This window comes from Allobosea sp. TAF32 (assembly GCF_052113585.1).
In the GTDB taxonomy this organism is placed as follows: domain Bacteria; phylum Pseudomonadota; class Alphaproteobacteria; order Rhizobiales; family Beijerinckiaceae; genus Allobosea.
In genome coordinates this window covers 19018-41934 of sequence record NZ_JBFRDM010000001.1, presented here as the reverse complement: position 1 = coordinate 41934, position 22917 = coordinate 19018, and the positions used below count along the sequence as shown (strand labels likewise).

Below are 22917 nucleotides of genomic sequence, written 5' to 3'. Positions count from 1 at the left end.
GGATCCGCGATGACGACCGGCGTTGAACTCCCCCCATCCGGGCCAATCCCGGATTCCGTTCCGCGCGGGCGGCCGATCGCCGGGCTCCAGCCCAGCCTGATCGGCTTCGGTGGCGCGCCGCTCGGCGATCTCTACGGCCATCTCGACGAGGTGACGGCGCAGGACACGGTTCGCGCCGCCTTGGCCGCCGGCATCAACCTCGTCGACACCTCGCCGCTCTATGGCCATGGCCTCTCCGAGCATCGCATCGGCGCGGCGCTCCGCAGCGTGCCGCGCGAGAGTGTCATCGTCTCGACCAAGGTCGGCCGCTGGATGCAGGCCGGCCAGCCGAAGCGCGACGGCTCGGGCTATGCCGGCGGCCTGCCGCACCCGGCGGTGATCGACTATTCATATGATGGCGCCATGCGTTCCTTCGAGCAGTCCCTGCTCAGGCTCGGCACCGACCATATCGACATCCTGCTGATCCACGACGTCGATGTCTGGACCCATGGCGACAGGATGGAGCAGCGCTTCATTGAAGCCATGGACGGCGCCTATCGCGCGCTGGAGAAGCTGCGCGCATCCGGCGCGGTCAAGGCGATCGGCGTCGGCGTCAACGAGGCCGAGATGTGCGCGCGCTTCGCACGTTCAGGCGATTTCGACGTGATGATGCTGGCCGGTCGCTATTCGCTGCTGGAGCAGGGAGCGCTGACGGAATTCCTGCCGCTCGCGCTGGAGAAGAAGATCGCGGTGATGCTGGCCGGTGTCTTCAACTCCGGCATCCTCGCCACCGGCGCCAAGCCCGGTGCGTTCTACAACTATAAGCCGGCGCCGCCGGAGGTGCTGGCCCGCGTCGCCAGGATCGAGGCGGTCTGCGCCGCCCACGGTGTCGCCCTGCCGCAGGCGGCGCTCGCCTTCTGCGCCGCGCATCCAGCGGTCGCGACGATCGTGCTCGGCGCCGTCACCCCGCAGGAGGTCACGCGCAACCTGGACCTCGTCGCGCGGCCGGTGCCGGCCGCGCTCTGGCGTGATCTCAAGTCCGAGGGTTTGCTCGCCGCCGAGGCGCCGGTCCCCGAGGGCTGAGCCCTACTTGGCCACCGGGCCGGGCGCGCCGAGATAGTCGACCGCGCAGGCGACGTGCAGCTTCATCACCGCGATCGCCTCGTCGATGGTGACGTACTCCTCGTCGGTGCCCATGCTGATCGGGGAGGGGCCGCAGATCAGCGCCGGGACGCCGCGCCAGCGCCAGTAGCGCGTGTCGGTGCCCCCCAAGCTCGACACCGGCGGGGCGTCATGGCCGAGCAACTCGCGGATGTTGCCACGCAGGATGTTGGCCATCTCGCTGAAGGGATCGGTCAGGCTCGCCGGGTAGCTGTGGTCCTCGTTGACGACCATTTCGCAATCGGCGTCGCGGGCGAGCGCTTCGAGGTCGGCCCGGATCGCGTCGCGGTCGGAGCCGATCGGGATGCGCATGTCGAGATGAGCGATGCAATGCGTCGGGATCTGCGTCGCCTTCTGCCCACCCTGCAGGATGCCGACATTGACGGTGATGCGCCGGGCGACATCGCCTGCACCCTTGCCGAGATTGAGGTCGGCGGCGGCAATCGTCTCGGGCGAGGTCAGAACCGCATCGATCTCCAGCGGCAGCGTCGCCAGCTTGAGGTGGTAGCGGTCGTAGATCACGGTCACGAGCCGGCTGACATCCGCGATCGGGTTGCGCGCCCGGTGGGCATAGCCGCCATGGCCGCCGATGCTCTTGGCCGAGAGCGAGAAGCGCAGCGTGCCTTTCTCGGTGAAGCGCAGATTGGCGAGGCCGCTGGGCTCGCCATTGAGGCAGCAATCGGCGGCCATCTCGTCGGCGAATTCGTCGAACAGATATTTGGTGCCGTAGCGCCCGCCCGACTGCTCGTCCGAGACCACGGTCAGGGACAGCGCGCCGCTCAGCTTCTCGCGATGGGGATAGAGCTGGCAATAGGCGAGGATCGAGGCGAGCGTCCCGGTCTTCATGTCGGAAGCGCCGCGGCCCATGATCTTGCCGTCGACGATCTCGGCCTCCCACAGCTTCTCGTTGGTGACCGGGAAGATGTCCATATGGCCGTTGAGGATGAGATGGCGGCCGGGATTGCCGCCCTCCCAACGGCCGATGATGTTCGGCATCTCCGTCACGAAGGCCTCGGTGCGATGCGGCACACCGGCTTGGTCGAGCAGCTCGCGCACGAAAGCGGCAGCCTCGCGCGTATCGCCCGGCGGGTTGACGCTCTTGATGCGCAGGAAGCGGCGCAACAATTCGACGATCTCGTCGCGGCGATCGTCAATCGCCTGAAGCAGCTCTGCCTTCAGGGCGGCGGTATTCGTGGGCATGATGGGTCGTCTTCTTGGTGGTGGCGTTTCGATGAATGCGAAATCGTGTCAGGCCCGGGCGAGGAGCGACATCGGCCGCGTAAGCTCGGTCTTCTCCAGCCGGGCGGCGACGCAATAGGCGGGGTTGAAGACGTTGGCGATGTCGTAGCGCACCGCCTGGCCCAGCAGATGGCTCGCCTCGACCGGATCGACGCCGAGGTCCTCGACGACCCAGCGCAGCAGTTCCGTGGTAGCGAATTGCAAGGGCTGGTCGAGCGGGCGCCCGGCAGCGATCACCAGTAGGTCGGTCTCGGTCTCGCAGCGCGGCCAGCGCAGCCCGAGCTTCTTCACGAGCTTCACCGAGAACTCGACCTCGAACGAGGTCTCGACGCCGGTGCCGGCGATCTCGCCATCGCCCTGGCAGGCATGGCCGTCGCCGAGGAAGAACAGTGCGCCCGCCTCGAAGACCGGGAAGGCGATGGTCGCGCCCGGCCCGAACAGCCGGTAGTCCATATTGCCGCCATAGGCGCCGCTCGTCGCGGTCGAGATCGCCTGGCCGCGCTCCGGCGCGACGCCGAAGCAGCCGAGCATCGGCGCGAGCGGGAAGCTCCAGTCTTTGATGCGGGCGGAGGGCTCCAGCAGCTTCACCGTGCCGGCCTCGGCATCGACAGCCCACTCATAGCGCTCGCGCTTCGGCAGTTCTCCCAGGATCGACGGGTCGAGCACGGCAGGCGCCAGCGGCGAATAGGTCCAGCCGGTCTTCCGATTCGGAGTCATCCGCTCGATGGTGACAAGCAGCGCGTCGCCCGGCTCGGCGCCGGTGACGAAGAACGGGCCGGTCATCGGGTTGCCGCGCGGCGCGTGCTGCACGCCGTCATGGCCGAAGCCGGCGGCATCGAGCGTGGTGGTGACCACGCTGTCGCCGCTGGCGATCTCCAGAACCGGGGGCAGAGTGCCGATCACGTTCGAATAGCGGGTCGGGACGAAGTGATGGCGCGCCATGAAAGCCTTCCGGAGCAGGTTCGCGTCGATGTCGTGGCCGGGCGTTGGCCGCTTGGCGCACTGACCGTAGGGGCTCGCCCATTCCGTGAGAAGCGCTTGCCGGCGAAGGGGCGCCCTGCGTCAGGCTCGCCCCGGCTTGTCCGGCGGAGGCCTCAGTCCCTCAAGTCCTGGATGATCGGGCTTCGATAGGAGATCGCCGCCGGCAACAGCGCGAGCAGGCTTCCCACGACGCAGAGCAGGCCCGCCTGCGCGAGCTCGCCCAGGCCGATCGCAGGCGAGAGCGAAAGCCCCGTGCGAGCCGCGACGAGGCCCGAGATCGCATGGGTCGCGATCACGCCCAGCAGCAGCCCGATGAGGCAGCCCGCGGCGATCAGGACGATCGTGCCGATCCACGTGACCAGCAGCACATAGGAGCGCGGCGCGCCGAGCGCCCGAAGCGTCGCATAGCGACGCCGGCGCAGCCCGTTCACGGCAATGAGGAGAAGCACGACGCTGGCAAGGATCAGCACCGCGTTGGAGGCGGAGGCGACGACGAGGATGTCCCGCATGTCGCCGAGCGCTCCGTAGAGCGAGACGAGAACCTCTGCCGGGAAGAAGGCCATGGTTCCGCCCTGCCGGTATTGCGCGCGCAGCGCATAGGCGCCGGCGACGCTCCTGGGCTTCACCACGATCGCCGGAACGCCCGGCACGCGCTTGCCGTCGAAGGGCGGCCCGATCCGGGCTTCCTCGGCCGGGCGTCGATCGCCTGTGCCCGACCCGGCGTGCCAGAACGGAGCGTCGCCGCGTGCCTCCTCGGCATGGCCGTTGCCGAGGCCATGGACCTCCCAGACGCTCTCGATCGGCACCAGGATGGCGCGGTCCCAGGGCGAACCCAGCCGCGGCAGCCGGCCCACGGCGGTATAGCCATGGCCCTCGTGCCTGTGGCTGAGTTCCTCCTCGTCGGCCTGGCCGGGTCTGGACACATGGCCAGCGACGCCGTGGGAGGGTTCGATCGTGTCGCCCAGCCGGTATAGGACATCGGCGCCGAGCACGGCTTCGCCTTCCGTCGTGAAAAGCCGGCCTTCGCTCGGCGCGATCCGGCCCCATCGTGAGGCAAAGGCGGCCGTCGTGCCGATGACCGGATAGCCGCGGCTGACATCGCCGAAGGCGACCGGCGCGAAACTCCCGACGCGCTCGTCCAGCGCCAGCGCCTTGAGGACCCGCCCGTCGAGCAGCGGCAGCGCGTCGAGCTGCAGATAGACACTCGACATCAGCAACTGCGTTTGGCTGCCGGGAGCGCCGATGATCAGGTCGAAATCATCGGCAGCCCGGGCTGAACCCTGGCGCAGCGCCCGTTCCTGGGCGCCGATCGCGATCCCGGTGGCGACTGCGAGAGCGACGAGCAGCATGATCGCCGGCGCGGTCCAGCGCAGGGCGCGCAGATCGGCCAGCACCATCGGCCAGGGGTTCATGCCGCGTGTCCCGCCCTGAGATCGAGCCTCTGCGCCAGCCGAGCGAGCAGGCGCGGGTCATGCGATGCGCAGATAAGGGTGGCGCCGCTCTCCTGCGCAGTCTCGGCGAGCAGGTCCGCGACGCCATCGGCGTGATCGGCGTCGAGGCTGGCGGTCGGTTCGTCGGCCAGGATCAGGCGCGGTGCGTTGAAGAGCGCGCGGGCGATCGCGACGCGCTGCTGCTCGCCGCGCGAGAGAACCGCGGCCCGTCGGTGAGGGTCCTTCAGCCCGACGCGGGATGCCAACGCGAGGGCGCGTTCGCGGCCGGACGTGCTCAGGCGCCAGGAGGAGAAGCTCGCAGGCAAGGCGATGTTGCCGGCGACATCGAGCTCCGGCACCAGATGGAAATCCTGGAAGACGAAGCCGAGGGTCTGCCTGCGCCAGCGGTCGCGCCGGGCTTCGGGCAGGGCGGATACCTCGGTCTCGCCCCAGCGCACCGAGCCGGTGCCAGGGCGCAGCAGGCCGGCGATCAGATGAAGCAGCGTGGACTTGCCGCAGCCGGACGGGCCGCTGATGCCGAGCGCGGCGCCGGGCTCGATCACCAGTGCGGGAATATCGAGAACGCGGAAGGACTGCCCATCGCCGTCGCGGTGATCCAGTGCGATATCCGCGAGAACGAGCCGTTGCGCGCTCGCCTCAGGCGAGGGAGAAGCCGGCATCGGCGATCCTGATCTGGCTGACGAAGCCGGTCTCGGCATCGGTCGCAGAGCCGATCTCCAGCCGCCCGCTTACCACGACCTTGCGGCCGGCGCTGACCATCGCCGTCTCGTTCTTCATGAACACGACGACGATATCGACCGGCCAGTCGGCATCGGATTGGCAGAACGGGCAGATGGCGAGCGGTTCGCGCGTCAGCACGAAGAAATGGCTTTCCGGCTTTAGCGGCGGCGCCATGTAGCCGACCATCCGCACGGTCTTGCCGCGCAGGGCAGTGACCCTGTCGGAGAACTGGAAGCCCAGAACCCCGAAAGACTTGTAGAGGCCGTCGAAGGAGATCGACTCGGTCTCGGCGGCGGCGCGGGCCGGCTCGCCAAGGCTCGCCGCCGCGAGGCCGAACTCGGCCCCGCGGCGGGTGATGGTCACGGTGGGGTTTCGCCGGCGCATGGATGCCTCCGCAGCCCCAATCATCGGCTCACTTGCCGCCGAGAGCCAGCGCTTCGGTCATGACGCGGAACACGAAGGTGTTGGGCTTGTGGCCGCGGAAGCGCTCCGCGCCGGGGCCCATCGCCGTCAGGATGACGTCGTCGGCCGAGTGGACGCCGCTATTGGCGTCGAGCGGGAGGTTGCCGACCTTGCGCGTCGCGAGCGGGCCCGAGCAGTCCTTCTCGTTGGCGATATTCGCCTTGCCGTCCGGGCCCTTCACGGCCGGAACGCGCTCGCCATCCATGGCGGGGCGGCCGGTATCGCAGGTGTCCGGATACGAGCCATAGACGACGGCCAGGCGACGCGAGGTGTTGATGTCGGTCGGATAGCCCTCGGCATCGAGCGGGCCGTAGTTCGGCGGCAGCGACTCGTTGTAGACGCCGAGCTTGTCGCGCAGCTGCTGGCCGGGGCGCTCGTCGTCATAGGTGCCGATGATCGAGATCGGATGGGCGTGGTCGGGGACGACGATGATCAGCGTGTCGTTGCGCTCGCCGGCGAAGTCCTTGGCGACCTTCACCGCGTTGTCGAGCATGATCGTGTCGAAAACCGAACGCTCCCAGTCGAGCGAGTGGCTGTACTTGTCGATGCGGGCGGATTCGACCATCAGCAGGAAGCCTTCGGGATTGCCCTTCAGCATGTCGATGGCGGCCTTGGTCTGCTCCACGACATCAGGCTGGTCCGGGAACTTCGAGATCGTGCCCTTCTTGGCGAGGCGCAGGTCGAAGGCACCGTCGATATTGCCGGTGTTGTAGAGGCCGAGCAGCTTCTTCTGGCCGGCGGCGACGGCCGCGTTCATCTCGGTCTTGGTCGTGGCGAGGGTGTAGCCGGCTTCCTTGAACTTCGCGATGAAGTCCTGCTCGTCGGTGCGCTTCGAGCCCGGCGTCGCCTTGGACAGGAAGTTCGGCGAGCCGCCGCCCATGATCACGTCGGGCTTCACGTCGAAGAACATCTTGACGATGTCGTTGAAGTCCGAGCGGCGGCGGGTATGGGCGACCATCGAGGCGGGGGTCGCGTCCTCGATCTCGGAGTTGGTCACGACGCCGACGGACATGCCGGTGCGGCGCTTGGCGAGCTCGGCAATGGTCTCGACCTTCGGATGGTCGAGGGTCAGCGCGTTCTTGGCGCAGTAGACGCCGAGCGCGTTGACGCAGGATTTATGGCCGGTGGTGTAGGCATGCGCGGCATTGGCGCTGTCGGTCACGATCGAGTCGGTGCCCGAGGTCGAGATCAGCGCCATGTTGGACATGTCGTCCATGGCGAGCTCGCCGTCATATTTGCCTTCCTTCCAGCCCTTGGAGAGGATGCGCGCGGCGGTGCGATTGGCGACCGACATGCCGTCGCCGATGAAGAGGATGACGTTCTTGGCGCGGCGCGGCTGGGCCGTGGCGAAGACGTCCCAGTTCACGGTCGCCTTGTTGCCGCCCTGCGTGGCTTCGACCACATAGCGGCCGGCCGGCAGCGAAGCGCCGCGCAGCCACAGGGCGGAGTGCTTCTGGCCTTCCTCGCTCTGGATGAAGCTGGTCGGACGGCCGAACACCTCGGCGGCCGGCTTGCCGTTGATGGTGACGTTCACATCGGCAGAGGTCGGCGCGTTCGGGAATTCGACCTTGAAATCGAACCGCGAGCCTTCGAGGATCTCGGCACGGTCGATCGGATAGACGGTCTGCGCGGCGGCTGACCCTCCCGTGACGCCCGCGGCGAGGATCGCCGCCAGCCATTGATATGCGCGCATTGTGGTTCTCCGCCTAAATGCTCGTGCCGGTGGCCCTCGCCTAAGGCCGGAACGTGACAGTTTGAACAAACTCGCGGCGACCGGGCCGCGCGATTTTCGGCTCCGTCGATCCGCCTGTCATTGGAGCCTGGCGGCGAGAGGCGCACGCATCGACGCGAACGCTATTGGGAACAATTTGAACGAAATCGCGACCCCTGTCTTAGGAACGGGGCGGCATGCTGCGGGCTGTTCACCGAGGAAAAGACATGGATATTTTCAGCATGCTGGGCCTGATCGGCTTCATTGCGCTGGCCTATGCATTCAAGCTGGCGACGGAGAGCGTGACCTAAGGATAAAGCTACCGGGGCTGGCGCATCCGGGCGCATGCAGGTAAGGATTGATTTACCTTACGTTGCGCCAGGCTGCCAACATGATCGACGTCGCTCTCAACCTGCTCGGCATAGTCGCGTTCAGCCTGCTCGGCTATGCGATGCTCATGGCGGTCAGAGGCCCGAAAGCCGAGGCTTGAATCGGAATGGCGCGCCAGCCATTCGTGCTTCTGCTTTGAATGGTCGTGCAGCCGCCTTTGCGGCAGGGCGATGCATGTTCGCGCTCAATCCCGATCCTGATTTGACCGGCTCTCGCTGAGAGCGATGGGGATCGCGACTCCCAGGCGGCGAGCGCGGCTGCGCAATGCATCGAGCGTTTCTCCTCCCAGGCGAGAGGCGCCGTCGAAACGGCTTCTGGCCTGGACTGCGCGATCTCCCGGCAGACGCGCGGGGCCGGCGCCCGGAGCCGTCCGCGAGCTGCGGATGCGATCGGCAAAACCGGAGGCGGCAGCCTCGAATTCCGCAAGGGGCCGCAACCCTTCGACCTGGATCGCCATGAACAGGTTGGCGCTGCCATAGGCGCGGGCCAGGTCGCCATAGAGTGGTTGCACCGCCTCGCCGATGCCGCCGGCCGAGAGCCCGCCGGCCAAAAGATCGACCATCACGGCAAGGCCGAAGCCCTTGGCCCCCGCGGCTGGCAGGAGCGTGCCCAGCAGCGCGTCTCGAGCGTCCCGTGTTGGCTGGCCTTCCGCCGTCTGCGCCCAGCCCTCCGGAATCGGCTCGCCCTTGCCGGCAGCCAGCCTGATCTTGCCCATGGCGCCCGCGCTCATCGCGAAATCCAGCGTAATGGGTTCTCCGCCCGTCGGGACGGCGATCGCCAGCGGATTGTTGCCGACGACGGCTTCGACAGCGCCGGGGGCCGGCAGCATGGGCCGTGTATTGGCCATGACGATGCCGATCTGTCCGCTCAGCGCGATCTTCCGCGCGAAGCGTCCGGCCGCGCCGAAATGAAAGGCGTTGCGCACCGCCACCACCGCAAGGCCATGCGCGGTGGCCCGCTCCGTTGCGATCTCGCAGGCCCGCTCGGCCGTGACCTGCCCCAGCCCGTTCCCGGCATCGATCGTCAGGCGCGAGCCCAGATCCGCGACGATCTCGCCCCTCGCGCAGGGATCGACGGAGCCTCCTGCGATCCGGTCCAGATACATTGGCAGATGCAGCAAGCCATGCGAGGCCAACCCCTCGATATCCGCATCGACGAGAGCCTCGGCCACCAGGGTCGCATTGTCGGGCGGCGCCCCGGCCGCTTCGAGCAGCGCGACGGCGAAGCCCGTCAGGATTTCCGCAGGATAGACATCCGAAACCGACATCGCTTCGCCTCGATGCAGCACGCCCGGCGCGACGACCGGGCGTGCAAGCCAGTTTTCAAATCCCGGCGGAGCCGGATCGGGACGATGTCGCTCAGCGCGCCGGCGGAGCGTATTGCAGGCCGCCGGCGGTCCAGAGCTTATTGAGGCCGCGCCCGATGCCGAGCTTCGAGCCGGCGCCGACATTGCGCTCGTAGACTTCGCCGTAATTGCCGACCTGCTTGACGATCTGGAGGGCCCAGTCTGGCTTCAGCCCCATCGACTCGCCGAAATTGCCGTTGCCGCCGAGCAGGCGCTGGGCCTCGGGAGAACCGGTGCGCTTCTGCTCCTCCGCATTGGCGGCGGTGATGCCGAGTTCCTCGGCATTGATCATGGCGTAGAGCGACCAGCGCACGATGCTGGTCCAGGTCTCGTCGCCCTGACGCACGACCGGGCCGAGCGGCTCCTTCGAAATCAGCTCCGGTAGGATGACGTATTCGGCCGGGTTGACCAGCTTGAGCCGGTAGGCGGAGAGCGCCGAGACATCGTTGCTGAACACGTCGCAACGGCCGGATTCGAAGGCCTTGGCGACTTGGTCGCCGGATTCGAAGGCGACGCCCTCGTATTTCATGCCGTTCGCCCGGAAATAATCGGCGATGTTGAGCTCCGTCGTGGTGCCCGTCGGCACGCAGACCGAGGCGCCGTTAAGGTCCTTGGCCGAGGCGATGTTCTGCGACTTGCGGACCATGAAACCCTGTCCGTCATAATAGGCGATGCCGACATAGCGCAGGCCCATCTGGGTATCGCGGCCGAGGGTCCATGTCGCCTGCCGGGACAGGACGTCGATTTCGCCCGTCTGCAGGGCGACGAAACGGTCCTTCGGGCTGAGCGGGGTGTAGCGCACCTTCCCGGCATCGCCGAGGACGGCGGCCGCGACCGCGCGGCAGATGTCGACATCGAAGCCGCCCCAGCGCCCCTTCTCGTCGGGGACGGAGAAGCCGGCCACGCCCGGGCTGACGCCGCAGACCAGTTCGCCGCGATTCCTGACGTTTTCGAGCGAACCGGCAGCGGCAGGCAGGGCGGAGGCGGCCAGCAGGCCGGCGATCAGCAGGAGGCGCTTCTTCATTTGGGATGGCCTTTCAGACGGTGCGATCCGCCGCTTCATTGAACCTGGCTCGATCTTGCCGCCTTTCTGACCAAAGGGCAGGCACGCATCAATGCATTTCGAAGCGTGAAACGCGGCAACTTCCGGCCGCGCTCGGCAGAGCTGGTGCCATCATCGCCGCCACCGAAACCGGCACGTTGCAGCATGCAAGCTCCCGCACCCAACAGCTTCCGCCAGCGCCTTCTCAGTGGCGCCTTCCTGGCCGGCAGCTTCATCAAGACACCCACCGCTCACGCCACCGAGATTCTCGGCCATAGCGGCTTCGACTTCGTCGTCGTCGACCAGGAACACGCCCCCTTCGACCGCAACGCGACCGATATCGCGCTGCTGGCGGCGCGCGCGGCCGGCATCTCCGGAGTCGTCCGCGTTCCCACGCTCGCGGCGGACGCGATCCTGTCGGTGCTCGACTGCGGCGCAGTCGGGGTCCTCGCGCCCCATATCGCTGATGTGGCCGATGCCGAGGCGCTCGTCGCCGCCTGCCGTTATCGCGGCGGCCGGCGCGGCTTCTCCGGCGTCACCCGCGCCGGCCGCTATGGCGGCTCGAAGATGTGGGACCTCGTCGATGCCTCCGACGCGGCCGTAGCCACCATCGCCATGATCGAGGACCCGTCGGCCATCGAACGGATCGACGCGATCCTCGCCGTTGAGGGATTGGATGCGGTCTTCATCGGTCGCGGTGATCTCACGGTCGCCTTCGGCGCGCCCAATCGCGACGCTCCGGTGGTTCGCGATGCTGTGGACGCGATCTTCCGGGCGGCGAAAGCGGCCGGCAAGCCGGTCTGCGTGATGACGGATAATGGCGAAGAATCCGCCGCCTTCGCCGAGCGCGGCGCCAGCGCCTTCATCCTTTCTTCGGACCAGGGCTTTTTGCGCAAGGCCGCAACCGACGCGCTCTCACAAATGCAGGCAGCCCGAAGCCGGGTCGAAGCCTCCGCAGCGCGATAGGAGTACCGAACCCGTGTCGAACTATCCTTCCAGCGATCCACGCTCGCAATTGTCGGCGCAGCCGGCGGCCAAGGCACCTGCGGTCAAAGCCTATGCCGGCGCCGACTACGCCCGCTTCTATGCGCAGGAGCCGCAGCAGGCCGGCGACGGTTTCAAGACCTGGCTGGCGCGCGGGCAGAACTTCATCGTCGCCTATTCCGATGTCGAGGCCGGAGCCGTGCTGGAGCGAGCATCGCAGCCCGACGAGTATTGCCTGATCCTGCCCGAGAAGACGCTCGGTGCGACGGTTTCCGCCGGGGGCGCGACCGTCGACGTGCCGGGCGGCTCGATCGCCTTCATCCCGCCGGGCGCATCGCGCATCACGACGACGGGCACGGGCCGCCTCATTCGCATCTTCTCCAGCGCCGCGCCCGATCTTGCCGCGGCCTGCTCCAATGCGGCTTCCTACGCGCAGCCCCACGCCAATGTCGCGCTGCTCAAGCCATGGCCGGAGCCAACAGGCGGCTGGAAGATCCGCAGCTACAGTCTCGATGCCGGTGGCGGCGAAGGGCGCTTCGGGCGCATCTTCCGCTGCACCACGCTGATGGTGAACATCCTCGATCCGCGCATGGGCTTGCGCGACATCACCGCGCTCTCGCCGCATCACCATGACGATTTCGAGCAGGGCTCGCTCGTCATCGACGGCGGTTATATCCACGACATCCGCTGGCCCTGGACGCCGGACATGCGGATCTGGCGCGAGGACGAGCACGAGCTGATGGCGGCGCCTTCGCTCACCGTGATCCCGCCGCCGTCGATCCACACCTCCCGCTCGGTGCTGCCCGGGCTGAACCAGATGATCGACATCTTCTCCCCACCCCGCCTGGATTTCTCGCAGAAGCCCGGCTGGGTCATCAACGCCGCGGATTATCCGATGCCCGGCGAAACCGCGTGAGGGCCATGGACATGACTGCCACTGCCATGAATGCCGATGCGCGCAGCCGCCAGATCGCCGACCTCCTGGTCGGTGCCGTCGACCTTCACTGCCATAGCGGCCCGGCCGCCATGCCGCGTATCCTCGACCATCACGAGGCCATGCTGGACGCCGCCGAAGCCGGGTTTCGCGCCGTCGTCTACAAGGACCATTTCTACCTCGGCACGGCCCATGCGATCCTGCTCGAGAAGCTCGTGCCCGATACCGGCGTCAGGCTGTTCTCCGGCATCGCGCTGAACAATGCCTCGGGCGGATTCAACCCGCATGCGGTCGACCATGCCATCAAGCTCGGCGGCAAGATCGTCTGGCTGCCGACGCTCTCGGCGAAGAACCACATCGACGTGCTCGCCTCGGGCGCGGTGAAGACCTTCCCGAAGACAGCGCAGAAGATGCTCGATCCAATCCCGCTGACGGCCTTCGGCGCGGATGGCAAGCTCATCGACGAGGTCAAGCAGATCCTCGACCTGATCGCGGCCGGCGACATCATCCTCGCCGGCGGCCATCTCTCGACGCCGGAGCTTTTCGCGGTGTTCGAGGAAGCGAGGGCGCGTGGCGTGAAGAAGCTGCTCGTCAATCACCCGACCTACATGGTCAACCATTGCAGCGATGCGGAAATCCGCCATCTCGTCGATCTCGGCGCGGTGATGGAGCATTCGATCTGCATGTTCGTCGAGGGCAAGTCGAAGAAGTTCGAGCCGTCGGAGCTGCGCCGCGTCATCGAGGTCGCCGGCGTCGAGAAGACCGTGCTGTGCTCCGATCTCGGCCTCGTCGGCTCGCCGCGCCCGGTTGACGGCTATCGCGAGATCGTCGGCCATCTGCTCGACCTGCAGTTCACGGAAGCCGAGATCAAGCGAATGACCGGTGGCCATGCGGCGGAGCTGCTGGGGTTGGACGCTGCTTAGGACCCAACCCGATCCATCTCTAGTCTCGCGGACTCTTCTTCCGGGTAGGAGCGTTGGAAAAATGAAGGGCGCGGGGAACCCTTCTCCCGGATGGGAGAAGGGCAGGGATGAGGGCCTGTCCTACCCGCAGGAGACACAACGGGACCGCCGCGCTCCAATGAACAGCGGCGGTCCCTCGCCCCTGCCCGTCTCCCATCCGGGAGAGGGGTTCTCCGCGCGCATCCCTGCGCCATCGTTAGCTGGAAAACCTAGTCGAGTGAAATCCCCGCGGCCTTGATCACATCCGCCCACCGCGCGATTTCCTGCGTCTGTGCGACCCGCAGAGCGGCGGCATCGCCGGTGCGGGCCCGCACGCCGATCACTGCGAGTTTTTCGCGCCCCTCGGCACTGTCGACATAGGCGCGGGTGATCGCGGCGAGGCGCGTCGCCACCGGCTCGGGCAGCCCCTTGGGGCCGACGAGCCCGAACCAGCCCGTCGCGTTGACATCCGCAAGCCCCGCCTCCGCCACGGTCGGTACCTCAGGCAGTTGCGGTGCGCGTTGATCGCTGGTGACCGCGAGCGCGCGGATTGCGCCGCTCTTCACATGCGGGATGTAGCTCGGCAGGAAATCAATGGCGACGTTGACGGTTCCCGCCAGCAGGTCGGTCGCGAGCGGTGCCGAGCCGCGATAGGGCACATGCGTCATCTCGAAGCCGGCCTTGCGCTGGATCAGCTCGCCCGTGATGTGCCCCATCAGGCCGAAGCCGGGGCTGCCGAAGGTCAGCTTGCCCGGATTGGCTTTCCCATAGGCGACGAGCTCCGCGAAGGACGAAACCGGCAGCGAGGGGTGGACCGCGACGATGCCCTGGACGTCGCCCAGCAGCGCGATCGGCGCGAAATCGGCGAGCGGATCGAAGGACAGCTTCTTGTAGAGCAGCTTGTTGGTCGCGAGCGGCCCCGAGGAAGAAAACATCAGCGTATAGCCGTCCGGCGCTGCCCTGACGACGCTGGTCGCCGCGATGTTGCCGCCGGCGCCCGTCTTGTTCTCGACGACGAAGCCCTGCCCCAGTTCGCCACGCAACCGCTCCGCCAGCAGCCGGGCGACCACATCGGTCGAGGCGCCGGCCGGGAAGGGAACGACGATGTTGGTGGGGCGGCTTGGCCAGGTGTCGGCGAGCGCCTGCCGCTGGCCGGCCAGGAGCCCGGCTCCGGCGATCGAGGCCATGAAACTGCGGCGTGAGAGCTGTCGCTCCATCGAGATCTCCTCCGGACAACGCCTCTTCGGACGTGTTGGCCGGAGACTAGGGGCCGCCGGCCGGCGGCCCGCGGAAAAGGCAGGCTATTTCTCACCTTGAAATGCGACGCCCATCGACTGCGACAGCGCTTCGAGCTGTGCCTCGATGCTGGCCGCAGCCTTCTTCAGGGGATGGATGATCCGCGCCTTGTCGTCGGGGTTCGCCACGGCCGAGCGAAAGAAGGTGACGCCGAAGGTTGCGAGCACCCGCTCGCCGAGCCTGATCGGCACCGCGACCGTGGCCGAGTTGCGTGGCTCGGCGGCCGCATCCCGCTCGGTATAGCCGCGCCAGCGGGCCTGCGCGATCAGCTGTTCGATATCCTCGTCCGTCAGGCTGCTATTCTCGGGGTCGGAGGAAGCCCGCATCGCCGCTAGCAGCACGGCGCGCTCCTCATCCGGGCAGAAGGCGAGATAGGCGCGCCCGAGCGCCCGGCCGCCGAGGCTCAGGCGATAACCCAGCGTCGCATGGAAGGGCGAGATCGGGCTGTCGGGAATCGTACTGAAGCGGACGATGACGGCGTCGTAGTCGAGCAGGCAGACCGCGCAGGGCCATTTGATCTGGCGTGTCAGCGCCGTCGCCCAGGGGCGGGCGGCCTCGATCACCATTGGCGCGCCGTGGAAGCCAGAGCTCAGATGCGCCACCTGCGACGTGACAAGATAGCCGCGCATCCGCTCGTCGCGCGTCACATAGCCGGCTTCGATCAGCGTCTCGAGCAGGCGCACGATGGTCGGCTTCGGCAGGCCGGTGCGGCGATGCAATTCGCCGACGGTGGCCGCGCTCAAGCGATTGACTTCGGTCAGCAGCTTGAGGGCCTTGAGAACGGATTGAACGGGCGCGAACGAGAACACTCTGAGGAGTCCGGCATGACGGAGACGAACGCCGACTCTAGAGCAGATTGCCCCGCGCTTGCTCGCTGTTTTTCAGATCGCGCCTGCGGCACTCAGCCCGGCATGGTCAGGACGACCTTGCCGATCTGTTCGCCGGCATCCATCAGCGCGTGCGCGTCACGGACATCGCTCCAGTCGAAGGTCGCGCAGATATGGCTGCGGATCGCGCCGCTGGCGAGCAGCGGCCAGACCTGTTCCACAAGCCTGGCGGCGATCCGGCCCTTATAGGCGGCGTCTCGGGGCCTGAGCGTCGAGCCCGTCAGGGTCAGCCTGCGACGGACGATGTTGCGCACATTCACCTCCGCCATCTGGCCGAGATGGCTGGCGATCAGTACGACCCGTCCGTCGGGCGCGAGCAGCCCGAGCTGCTTTTCCGTATAGGGCCCGGCCTGTGCGTCGAGCGCCACATCGACCTTCTCCTTGCCGATCGCGGCCTCGATCTCGGCGACCCAGTCGCCGCGATAGTCGATGGCGTAATCGGCGCCGATCTCCAGGCTGACCGCGCGCTTTTCGGCCGTTCCCGCGGTTGCGATCACGCGCGCCCCGCGTAGCCGCTTGGCGATCTGGATCGCCGCCATGCCGACGCCGCTGGTGCCGCCCTGGACCAGCAGGGTCTCGCCCTCAGCCAACCGGCCGAGCCAGATCACGTTGTTCCAGGCGGTGAAGAACACTTCCGGCAGAGCAGCCGCCTGCGCGAAGGAGAACCCTTCCGGCAAAGGCAGGCATTGCGAAGCAGGAACCGCGCAGAACTCGGCATAGCCGCCGCCATTGGCGAGCGCGCAGACGCTGTCGCCGACCTTGGGCCAGGCAACATCGGCACCAACAGCCTCGACCACGCCGGAAACGTCGAGGCCGGGCAGGTCGGTCGCGCCGGGCGGCGGCGGATAGAGGCCGCGCCGCTGCTGGATGTCGGGGCGGTTGACCCCGGCCGCGCGGACCCGGATCAGCACATCGGCGGCGCCGAGCTGCGGCAACGGACGTTCGCCGAACGCCAGAACCTCGGGGCCGCCCGGCCGGGTGATTTCGATCGCTTTCATCGTGGTGTCTCTGTCTCGTCTGGAGAGGAGCGAAGCGACTGCATGATCTCGGGCATCCGTGCGCGGGCCGATGTCATCAGGCGCTCATAGATCGAGTTGCCATGGGCATCGATGGCGACGATGACCGGGCCGAAGCCGTCGAGCCGCACGCGGTTCAGCCGGAACTGCATGATGAGATCGGTCCACGCGCAGTCCGTCACCGCCCGGACGCCCTGGCTCAGCAGGGCGGAAGCGCCGCCGACGAAGGAGAAATAGACGCAGCCGGCCTCGCGCATCGCCGCGACGCTTTCCTGCCCGAGCCCGCCCTTGCCGCCGGTTGCGGTGAGGCCCAGCGTCCGGATCAGGGTCGGCATCAGCTGGTCGAAGCGGCTCGACGTCGTCGGGTTGACGTAGTGGAGCGGGCCGGGACCGGCCTCGCCCTCCTCATAGCTGACGCCCATATGGAAGAACGAGCCGCCACGCAGCGGCAGCGGCAATTCGCGGCCGGCGGCGAGCTCGGAGACCATGCGCTTCTGCGTGGGCATGCCGACAGTCGCGACGGCGTCGCCGTCGAGCAGCACGACATCGCCGAGTTTCAGCGCCCGCGCGGCTTCGGGCGTCAAGGGCAGGGAGAGGCGCCGGGGCGAGGGGGCCATCATTCGATCCGCTCCACGATGCCCGAATTGTAGATGCGAGCCCGCGTGCGCCGGTTGATCCAGCAATTGAACGAGACCGCGACGGGCGTGAAGCCATGCCCCGAGGCGTATTCGACATGGACGCCGAAGGTCGTGGTCGCGCCGCCGACGCCCATTGGGCCGAAGCCCATCCGGTTGACCGCGCGGGTCAGGCGTTCCTCCATCGCCGCGACCATCGGCTCGGGATTGCACTCGCCGAACGGGCGCAAGGTCGCGTCCTTCGAGAGTTTCGCCGCATGGTCGAAGGTGCCGCCGATGCCGACGCCGACGACCACGGGCGGGCAATGCTGGCCGCCCGCACGCAGCACGAGCTCGAGAATGCAGCGTTCGATCTCCTCGAGGCTCGGACTGACCAGTGTCTCGATCGCGGCCCAGCGGCCGCCGCCGAGCGCCTTCGGCGCGCAGGTGATGTCGAGGTATTCGACATCACCGATGAGCTCGCAGGAAACCAGCGGCATGTCCTTGCCGTGATAGCTGCGCTCATTCGTCAGCGGATTGGTGACGAAGCGCAGGATCGGCGGCTGGATCGCGCGGGCGAGATCGGCGAAGCCATCGACGATCGCCTGACGGATATCGCCCTCCATCCGTACGCCCGAGCCGATCTTGATGGTGTAGCTGGGAACCCCGGCATCCGAGCACAGGAACTTGCCGGTCTGTTCGGCGTGCTCGGCACTGTCGAGCATGAAGGCCAGCGTCTGCCGCGCCTGCGGCTCGGTCTCCGTCGCCAGCGCCTTGCGGAATTCGGCCTTGGAGGATTCCGGAATTCGGCGCAGCGACCAATCATAGAGATTGGCGGTGACTTCCTTGACCAGATCGTAGGTGATGGCCATGCGCTGCGCCCGTTTCGACGGCGCGAAACTAGCCGATCCCTGCGATCCGGGCGGAAGCGCGCGCGGTATTTCAAGGCATGAAACGAAGGTCTTTCCCGGCCGTACTCCTGCGCTTCCCATTAATGACGGAATCGGTCAGGCGTGATTGCGCTGCGCGGGCTTTGTTGGGAACGGATCTGCCATGAGCCAAGTGGACGTCACCGGTTTCGATCTCACGATCGAGCAACTCGTCCGTATCGCGCGGGAGCGGGCGCCGGTCTCTATCGCCGTAGAGGCGATCCAGCGCATGGAAGCCGCCCGTGCGGTGGTCGACAACGCCGTGGCGCGCGGTGAAAAGGTCTACGGCGTCACCACCAGCGTCGGCGCCAAGACCGGCGTGCCGCTCGCGCCCAATCGCATTGGCGAGTTCAACCGCCGGCTCCTGCTAACCCACAACGTCGCGCATGGGCCTCTCGCACCGCGCGAAGCTGTCCGGGCGATGATGGCGGTGCTGCTCAATTCCATGGCGAGCGGACGGCTCGGTGTGCGGCCCCTGCTCGCCGAGCGGCTTGCTGCCGCCCTGAACGAAGACCGCGCGATCGAGGTCCATATCTGGGGCTCGATGGGCCAGAGCGACATGGCGCCGATCACCGATCTGGCGCTGGCACTTTATGGCGACATCGAATTGCAGGCCGGCGAAGCACTGGCGTTGCTGAATTCCAGCGCGCTCGCTTTGGGCACTGCGGCATTGGCCATGGCCGACCTGCGCGATAGTCTCGACCTTTGGAGCCTGATCGCCGCCCTGAGCATGGAAGGTTTCGCGGCAAACCCGTCGACCGTCTCGGAAGCGGCCTTGCGGTCGCGCCCCTTCGCCGGGCTCAACCGGCACGGCACCCGCATCCGCCACTACCTCACCGGCAGCTATCTCTTCGCCAAGGGCGGGCCGCGCCATCTGCAGGACCCGCTCAGCTTCCGCTCGCTGCCGCTGCTCCACGGCACGGCGGCGGACAGTCTGGAATTCGCCTACGGCCAGGTCGAGGCCGAGCTGCGCGCGAGCCAGAACAACCCGATCGTCTCGATCGAGGAGCAGGCGCTCATTTCCGTCGCCAATTTCGATACGGTCTCGCTGTCGATGGCGCTCGACGTCGCCAGGCTGGGCTTTGCGCCGGTCGTGACCGGTTCGGCCGAGCGCGTCGCCAAGCTGGTCGATTCCTTCTGGTCGGGGCTCACCGTCGGGCTCATCGAGGAGGATGGCGTGGGTCTGCCCGGCTTCAACGGGTTGGCCCAGTTCCACAAGGCGATTACGTCCGAGGCGCGCCTGGCGACCGCGCCCGTGGTGCATGAGCTCGCCAGTTCGAGCCATTCCAACGGCAATCTCGACCGGGCCGGCATGGCGGGCCTTGCCGCACGCAGGACGGCCGAGGTGGCCGGCCTGTGCCGCTCGATCGCAGCGATCGAGCTACTTGTCGCCGCGCAAGCTGTCGAAGTCCGGAAGGCCGCGCCGCTCGGTGCCGTCACACGCCGGCTGCACGCGCTGGTTCGCGAGGCGTCTCCTTTCGCCGCGGCGGGCGACCGGGTGCCCCATATCGATCCGCTGCTGCAGCACATGAGGCAACGCGACGCCGAGATCCGGGGCATGCTTTCTCTCGGCTGATGGTGCCACGGACCGATCCGAAAGCAGGCTGTGCCGACCGCTATCGGCCGCGCTGCTGGGCTCAGTCTGCCCATCGGCCAGCTGACAAATTTCCGGATTCCATCTGAATCCGCTCACGGAGCCAGTCGGGCTCTCGCGGCGCTTGTGCGCTCGGGAATCGATCTCTGGGAATTTCTGGCGGACAGGGCGGGATTCGAACCCGCGATACGGTTTCCCGTATACACACTTTCCAGGCGTGCGCCTTCAACCACTCGGCCACCTGTCCGGCGCGCTGCTTATGACCGCCGTGCCGTCATCTTTCAAGGCCCGAGATGAAGGGTTTTGCACAATCCCACTAAAACCTGTGCGCGCGGTTGCGCCGAGCGCCGCTGATGAGCACATCTTGAAGCTGGGGGCAGGTGCCGGATACGCGAACGGCAAACGGTGACGGGGAGCAGAGTGAGATTCCTTCTACGAGTGTTGGGATATCTGTGGGTCGCGGCCGGCTTCGTCGCGCTTGTGATCGACGGCGCTCGTTCCATCGCCAATTCGGCACTGCGCTTCACCGCGGTGAGCGAAACCCTGACGGCCTTGATCCACGAGCGCTACGCGCAGATTCAGCCGGCCATCGAACGCAATCTCCATCCACTGCTCTGGGATCCCATGCTGCTGTCGGTGATGCGGCTGCCGACTTCGCTCGCGGCGCTTCTGCTCGGATTCGCGCTGCTTTGGCTGGGGCGGCAGCCGGAGCCGCTGATCGGCATCGTCACGCGTCGGTGAAGCGCGGGCTCGCGAAGCCCCCCTGTGCGAAGGGCCGCAGGAGGCTTACATAGGCGCCGAAGCTCGAACGAACGGAGCGAGAAATGTTCTCTTTGCGCAAGAAGACCGAGATGCCGACGGCGGCCGAGACCCTGCCGGGCCGTCCCGCTGCGATTCCCACCGCTGAAACCCATTTCGTCAACGGACGCGCGCTGGCCGGCCCTTATCCGGAAGGCACGCGCAAGGCGCTGTTCGGGCTCGGCTGCTTTTGGGGCGCCGAGCGCAAGTTCTGGCAGAGCGGCGAGGGAATCTGGGTCACCGCCGTGGGTTATGCCGGCGGCACGACGCCGAATCCGACCTATGAGGAGGCGTGCAGCGGCCTGACCGGGCACACCGAGGTCGTGCTGGTGGTCTACGATCCCGCCAAGATCGCCTATGAGGATCTGCTCAGGATCTTCTGGGAGAACCATGACCCGACCCAGGGCATGCGCCAGGGCGGCGATATCGGCACGCAGTATCGCTCGGCGATCTACACCTATGACGCCGAGCAGAAGGCCGCTGCCGAGAAGTCCCGCGCCGAGTACCAGAAGGCTTTGGCCGCCGGCGGCTACGGTCCGATCAGGACCGAGATCCGCGAGGCGCCGACCTTCTACTTCGCCGAGGACTACCATCAGCAGTATCTCGCCAAGAACCCGGCAGGTTATTGCGGCCTCGGTGGGACCGGTGTCGCCTGCCAGATGGGCCTGGGCGTCGACGCCTGAACTTTGACGGGACAGGGAGGCGCCCGCCTCCCTGCTTATTCGAAGGTTCTCGATATGTTCTTGCGCTGCCGCTGAAGCTCCGCTAGCGTCCCCAAGGGGAACGGGGCGAGGCCGAGATGGTGACGCGGGTCGCGACGGTGGCGTTCGAGGGGATCGAAGCGCGCGCCGTCGATGTTCAGGTGCAGGTCGCGGCCGGCGGCGTCGCCTTCATTCTGGTCGGGCTGCCGGACAAGGCCGTCGCCGAGAGCCGCGAGCGGGTGCGCGCCGCCCTCATCGCCTCGGGGCTTGCCCTGCCGGCCAAGCGTATCACCGTCAATCTGGCACCGGCCGATTTGCCCAAGGAAGGCAGCCATTACGACCTGCCGATCGCGCTCGCGGTCATGGCGGCGATCGGCGCGATTCCCGCCGATGCACTCGCCGGATATGCCGTGCTCGGGGAACTCGCCCTTGACGGCTCGATCACGCCGGTGGCCGGTGTCCTGCCGGCAGCGATTGCTGCCTACGCAAGAGGGCAGGGTCTCATCTGTCCCGCTGCTTCCGGTCCGGAAGCTGCCTGGGCCGCCGCCGATATCGATATTCTGGCGCCGCGCTCGCTTATCCAGCTCGCCAACCATTTCAAGGGGACGCAGGTGATGGCGCGGCCCGAGCCGGCAGTGGCCCGTCAAGGCGGAGTTCTGCCCGATCTGGTCGATATCAAGGGGCAGGAGAGCGCGCGCCGCGCGCTCGAGATCGCCGCCGCCGGCGGGCACAATCTCCTGATGAACGGGCCTCCCGGAGCCGGCAAGTCGATGCTGGCGAGCCGCTTGCCGTCGATCCTGCCGCCGCTTTCGCCGCGCGAGTTGCTCGAGGTTTCGATGGTGCTCTCGGTCGCGGGCCATCTCGCCGACGGCGCCCTGACCGATCGGCGCCCGTTCCGGGCACCGCACCATTCGGCCTCGATGGCGGCGCTCGTCGGCGGCGGCCTTCATGCCAAGCCGGGGGAGGTCTCGCTCGCCCATCACGGCGTGCTCTTCCTCGACGAGCTGCCCGAGTTCCAGCCGCAGGTGCTGGATGCTTTGCGTCAGCCGATGGAGACCGGCGATGTTCTGATCTCTCGCGCCAATCACCGGGTCACCTATCCCGCCAGATTCCAGCTCGTGGCGGCGATGAACCCGTGTCGCTGCGGCAAGGCGACGGAGCCCGGTTTCGCCTGCCGCCGCCAGCCGAACGAGCGTTGCATGGCGCAGTATCAGACTCGGCTGTCCGGTCCGCTGCTCGACCGGATCGATATCGCCATCGATCTCCCCGCGGTCACCGCTGCCGACCTGATCCGGCCATCGACGGGAGAGGACTCCACCACCGTCGCCGCGAGAGTCGCAGCCGCCCGTCAGCGCCAGCGCGCGCGCTTCGAGGCGCTGGAACTGCCTCAGCGCGGCCTGGGCCACGTCAGCACCAATGCGGCCTGCCCTCCGCCGGTGCTGGAAGAGATCGCACGGCCCGATAATGCCGGGCTCGCCCTTTTGCGCGATGCCGCGGAGGCGATGCGCTTGACGGCGCGGGCCTATCATCGCGTGCTGAAAGTAGCCCGCACGCTCGCCGATCTCGACGGCGAGGCCAAGGTCGGGCGGCTGCATCTGGCGGAGGCGCTGTCCTATCGCTCGCGCGGTGGCGAGCTCGTTCAGGCGGCCTGATCGCGTGGCGCGTTTTCGAGCGCAGCAGATGGCTCGTCCGAAGACCGCGCAAGATGCGATGAGCTCGACGTATTCTTGATTAACCGATCC

Annotated in this window: 21 protein-coding genes and 1 tRNA gene; 8 read left to right on the top strand and 14 right to left on the bottom strand. The window is 67.3% G+C overall.

What is annotated here, in order from left to right; all coding sequences use genetic code 11:
- The first annotated feature begins 9 nt into the window (after positions 1-9).
- A complete protein-coding gene (locus AB4Z16_RS00190; RefSeq protein ID WP_441509309.1) occupies positions 10-1062 on the top strand; it encodes an aldo/keto reductase in 1053 nt (350 codons plus the stop codon).
- A 3-nt stretch (positions 1063-1065) separates the two neighbouring features.
- Here the strand turns inward: AB4Z16_RS00190 and AB4Z16_RS00185 are convergent, their stop codons facing one another.
- The 8 genes from AB4Z16_RS00185 to AB4Z16_RS00150 form a co-directional block, all read right to left on the bottom strand.
- Positions 1066-2340 carry a M20/M25/M40 family metallo-hydrolase gene (locus tag AB4Z16_RS00185; RefSeq protein ID WP_441509308.1) on the bottom strand — a complete coding sequence of 425 codons (1275 nt, stop codon included), beginning with the start codon at positions 2338-2340 and terminating at the stop codon, positions 1066-1068.
- Between the two features lie 48 nt (positions 2341-2388).
- On the bottom strand, positions 2389-3321 hold the full coding sequence (locus AB4Z16_RS00180) for an acetamidase/formamidase family protein (protein WP_441509307.1): 933 nt from the start codon (positions 3319-3321) through the stop codon (positions 2389-2391).
- Positions 3322-3473: 152 nt separating this feature from the next.
- Positions 3474-4772, bottom strand: a complete 1299-nt coding sequence (locus tag AB4Z16_RS00175; protein ID WP_441509306.1) for an FtsX-like permease family protein — start codon at positions 4770-4772, stop codon at positions 3474-3476.
- Entirely contained in the window at positions 4769-5470 is a 702-nt protein-coding gene (locus AB4Z16_RS00170; protein ID WP_441509305.1) for an ABC transporter ATP-binding protein, read from the bottom strand. Before AB4Z16_RS00170 ends, AB4Z16_RS00175 begins: the two co-directional genes overlap by 4 nt.
- Complete coding sequence (locus tag AB4Z16_RS00165; protein ID WP_441509304.1) at positions 5448-5915, bottom strand: hypothetical protein; 468 nt, start codon at positions 5913-5915, stop codon at positions 5448-5450. Before AB4Z16_RS00165 ends, AB4Z16_RS00170 begins: the two co-directional genes overlap by 23 nt.
- Positions 5916-5943: 28 nt before the next feature.
- The gene (locus AB4Z16_RS00160) at positions 5944-7686 is read right to left on the bottom strand and encodes an alkaline phosphatase (protein WP_441509303.1); all 1743 of its coding nucleotides are present in this window, start codon (positions 7684-7686) and stop codon (positions 5944-5946) included.
- Between the two features lie 592 nt (positions 7687-8278).
- Positions 8279-9361 (bottom strand): Ldh family oxidoreductase, encoded by a 1083-nt coding sequence (locus AB4Z16_RS00155; protein WP_441509302.1) that lies wholly within the window; start codon positions 9359-9361, stop codon positions 8279-8281.
- Between the two features lie 91 nt (positions 9362-9452).
- Entirely contained in the window at positions 9453-10463 is a 1011-nt protein-coding gene (locus AB4Z16_RS00150) for an amino acid ABC transporter substrate-binding protein (protein WP_441509301.1), read from the bottom strand.
- Between the two features lie 183 nt (positions 10464-10646).
- Between AB4Z16_RS00150 and AB4Z16_RS00145 the strand changes: the two genes are divergently transcribed.
- Genes AB4Z16_RS00145 through AB4Z16_RS00135 form a run of 3 tightly spaced genes read left to right on the top strand, consistent with a single transcriptional unit; the run spans position 10647 to position 13322 of the window.
- Entirely contained in the window at positions 10647-11447 is an 801-nt protein-coding gene (locus AB4Z16_RS00145) for an HpcH/HpaI aldolase family protein (protein ID WP_441509300.1), read from the top strand.
- A gap of 13 nt (positions 11448-11460) precedes the next feature.
- A complete protein-coding gene (locus AB4Z16_RS00140) occupies positions 11461-12381 on the top strand; it encodes a cupin domain-containing protein (protein WP_441509299.1) in 921 nt (306 codons plus the stop codon).
- 11 nt (positions 12382-12392) lie between these two features.
- Positions 12393-13322, top strand: coding sequence for a DUF6282 family protein (locus tag AB4Z16_RS00135; RefSeq protein WP_441509298.1), 930 nt, complete (start codon positions 12393-12395; stop codon positions 13320-13322).
- Between the two features lie 248 nt (positions 13323-13570).
- Here AB4Z16_RS00135 and AB4Z16_RS00130 read toward each other — a convergent pair whose 3' ends face one another.
- From AB4Z16_RS00130 to AB4Z16_RS00110, 5 genes are all read right to left on the bottom strand, one after another.
- Positions 13571-14557 carry a Bug family tripartite tricarboxylate transporter substrate binding protein gene (locus AB4Z16_RS00130; protein ID WP_441509297.1) on the bottom strand — a complete coding sequence of 329 codons (987 nt, stop codon included), beginning with the start codon at positions 14555-14557 and terminating at the stop codon, positions 13571-13573.
- A gap of 84 nt (positions 14558-14641) precedes the next feature.
- On the bottom strand, positions 14642-15445 hold the full coding sequence (locus AB4Z16_RS00125) for a DNA-binding transcriptional regulator (protein ID WP_441509296.1): 804 nt from the start codon (positions 15443-15445) through the stop codon (positions 14642-14644).
- A 92-nt stretch (positions 15446-15537) separates the two neighbouring features.
- Positions 15538-16521: an NAD(P)H-quinone oxidoreductase gene (locus AB4Z16_RS00120; RefSeq protein ID WP_441509295.1), complete on the bottom strand. Its 984-nt coding sequence runs from the start codon at positions 16519-16521 to the stop codon at positions 15538-15540.
- Positions 16518-17159 (bottom strand): fumarate hydratase C-terminal domain-containing protein, encoded by a 642-nt coding sequence (locus AB4Z16_RS00115; RefSeq protein WP_441509294.1) that lies wholly within the window; start codon positions 17157-17159, stop codon positions 16518-16520. The genes AB4Z16_RS00120 and AB4Z16_RS00115 overlap by 4 nt, the downstream gene beginning before the upstream one ends.
- Positions 17156-18025 (bottom strand): fumarate hydratase, encoded by an 870-nt coding sequence (locus tag AB4Z16_RS00110; protein WP_441509293.1) that lies wholly within the window; start codon positions 18023-18025, stop codon positions 17156-17158. The genes AB4Z16_RS00115 and AB4Z16_RS00110 overlap by 4 nt, the downstream gene beginning before the upstream one ends.
- Before the next feature lie 181 nt (positions 18026-18206).
- Between AB4Z16_RS00110 and AB4Z16_RS00105 the strand changes: the two genes are divergently transcribed.
- Positions 18207-19658 carry an aromatic amino acid lyase gene (locus AB4Z16_RS00105; protein WP_441509292.1) on the top strand — a complete coding sequence of 484 codons (1452 nt, stop codon included), beginning with the start codon at positions 18207-18209 and terminating at the stop codon, positions 19656-19658.
- A gap of 175 nt (positions 19659-19833) precedes the next feature.
- Here the strand turns inward: AB4Z16_RS00105 and AB4Z16_RS00100 are convergent.
- Positions 19834-19923, bottom strand: a tRNA-Ser gene (locus tag AB4Z16_RS00100).
- Positions 19924-20156: 233 nt separating this feature from the next.
- On the opposite strand from AB4Z16_RS00100, the gene AB4Z16_RS00095 reads away from it, so the two are divergent.
- The 3 genes from AB4Z16_RS00095 to AB4Z16_RS00085 all read left to right on the top strand — a co-directional run bounded on the left by AB4Z16_RS00095 (position 20157) and on the right by AB4Z16_RS00085 (position 22827).
- Positions 20157-20417 (top strand): hypothetical protein, encoded by a 261-nt coding sequence (locus tag AB4Z16_RS00095; protein WP_441509291.1) that lies wholly within the window; start codon positions 20157-20159, stop codon positions 20415-20417.
- 83 nt (positions 20418-20500) lie between these two features.
- Positions 20501-21157 (top strand): peptide-methionine (S)-S-oxide reductase MsrA, encoded by a 657-nt coding sequence (msrA, locus tag AB4Z16_RS00090; protein ID WP_441509290.1) that lies wholly within the window; start codon positions 20501-20503, stop codon positions 21155-21157.
- 116 nt (positions 21158-21273) lie between these two features.
- Positions 21274-22827: a YifB family Mg chelatase-like AAA ATPase gene (locus AB4Z16_RS00085; protein WP_441509289.1), complete on the top strand. Its 1554-nt coding sequence runs from the start codon at positions 21274-21276 to the stop codon at positions 22825-22827.
- The last annotated feature ends 90 nt before the right edge of the window (positions 22828-22917 follow it).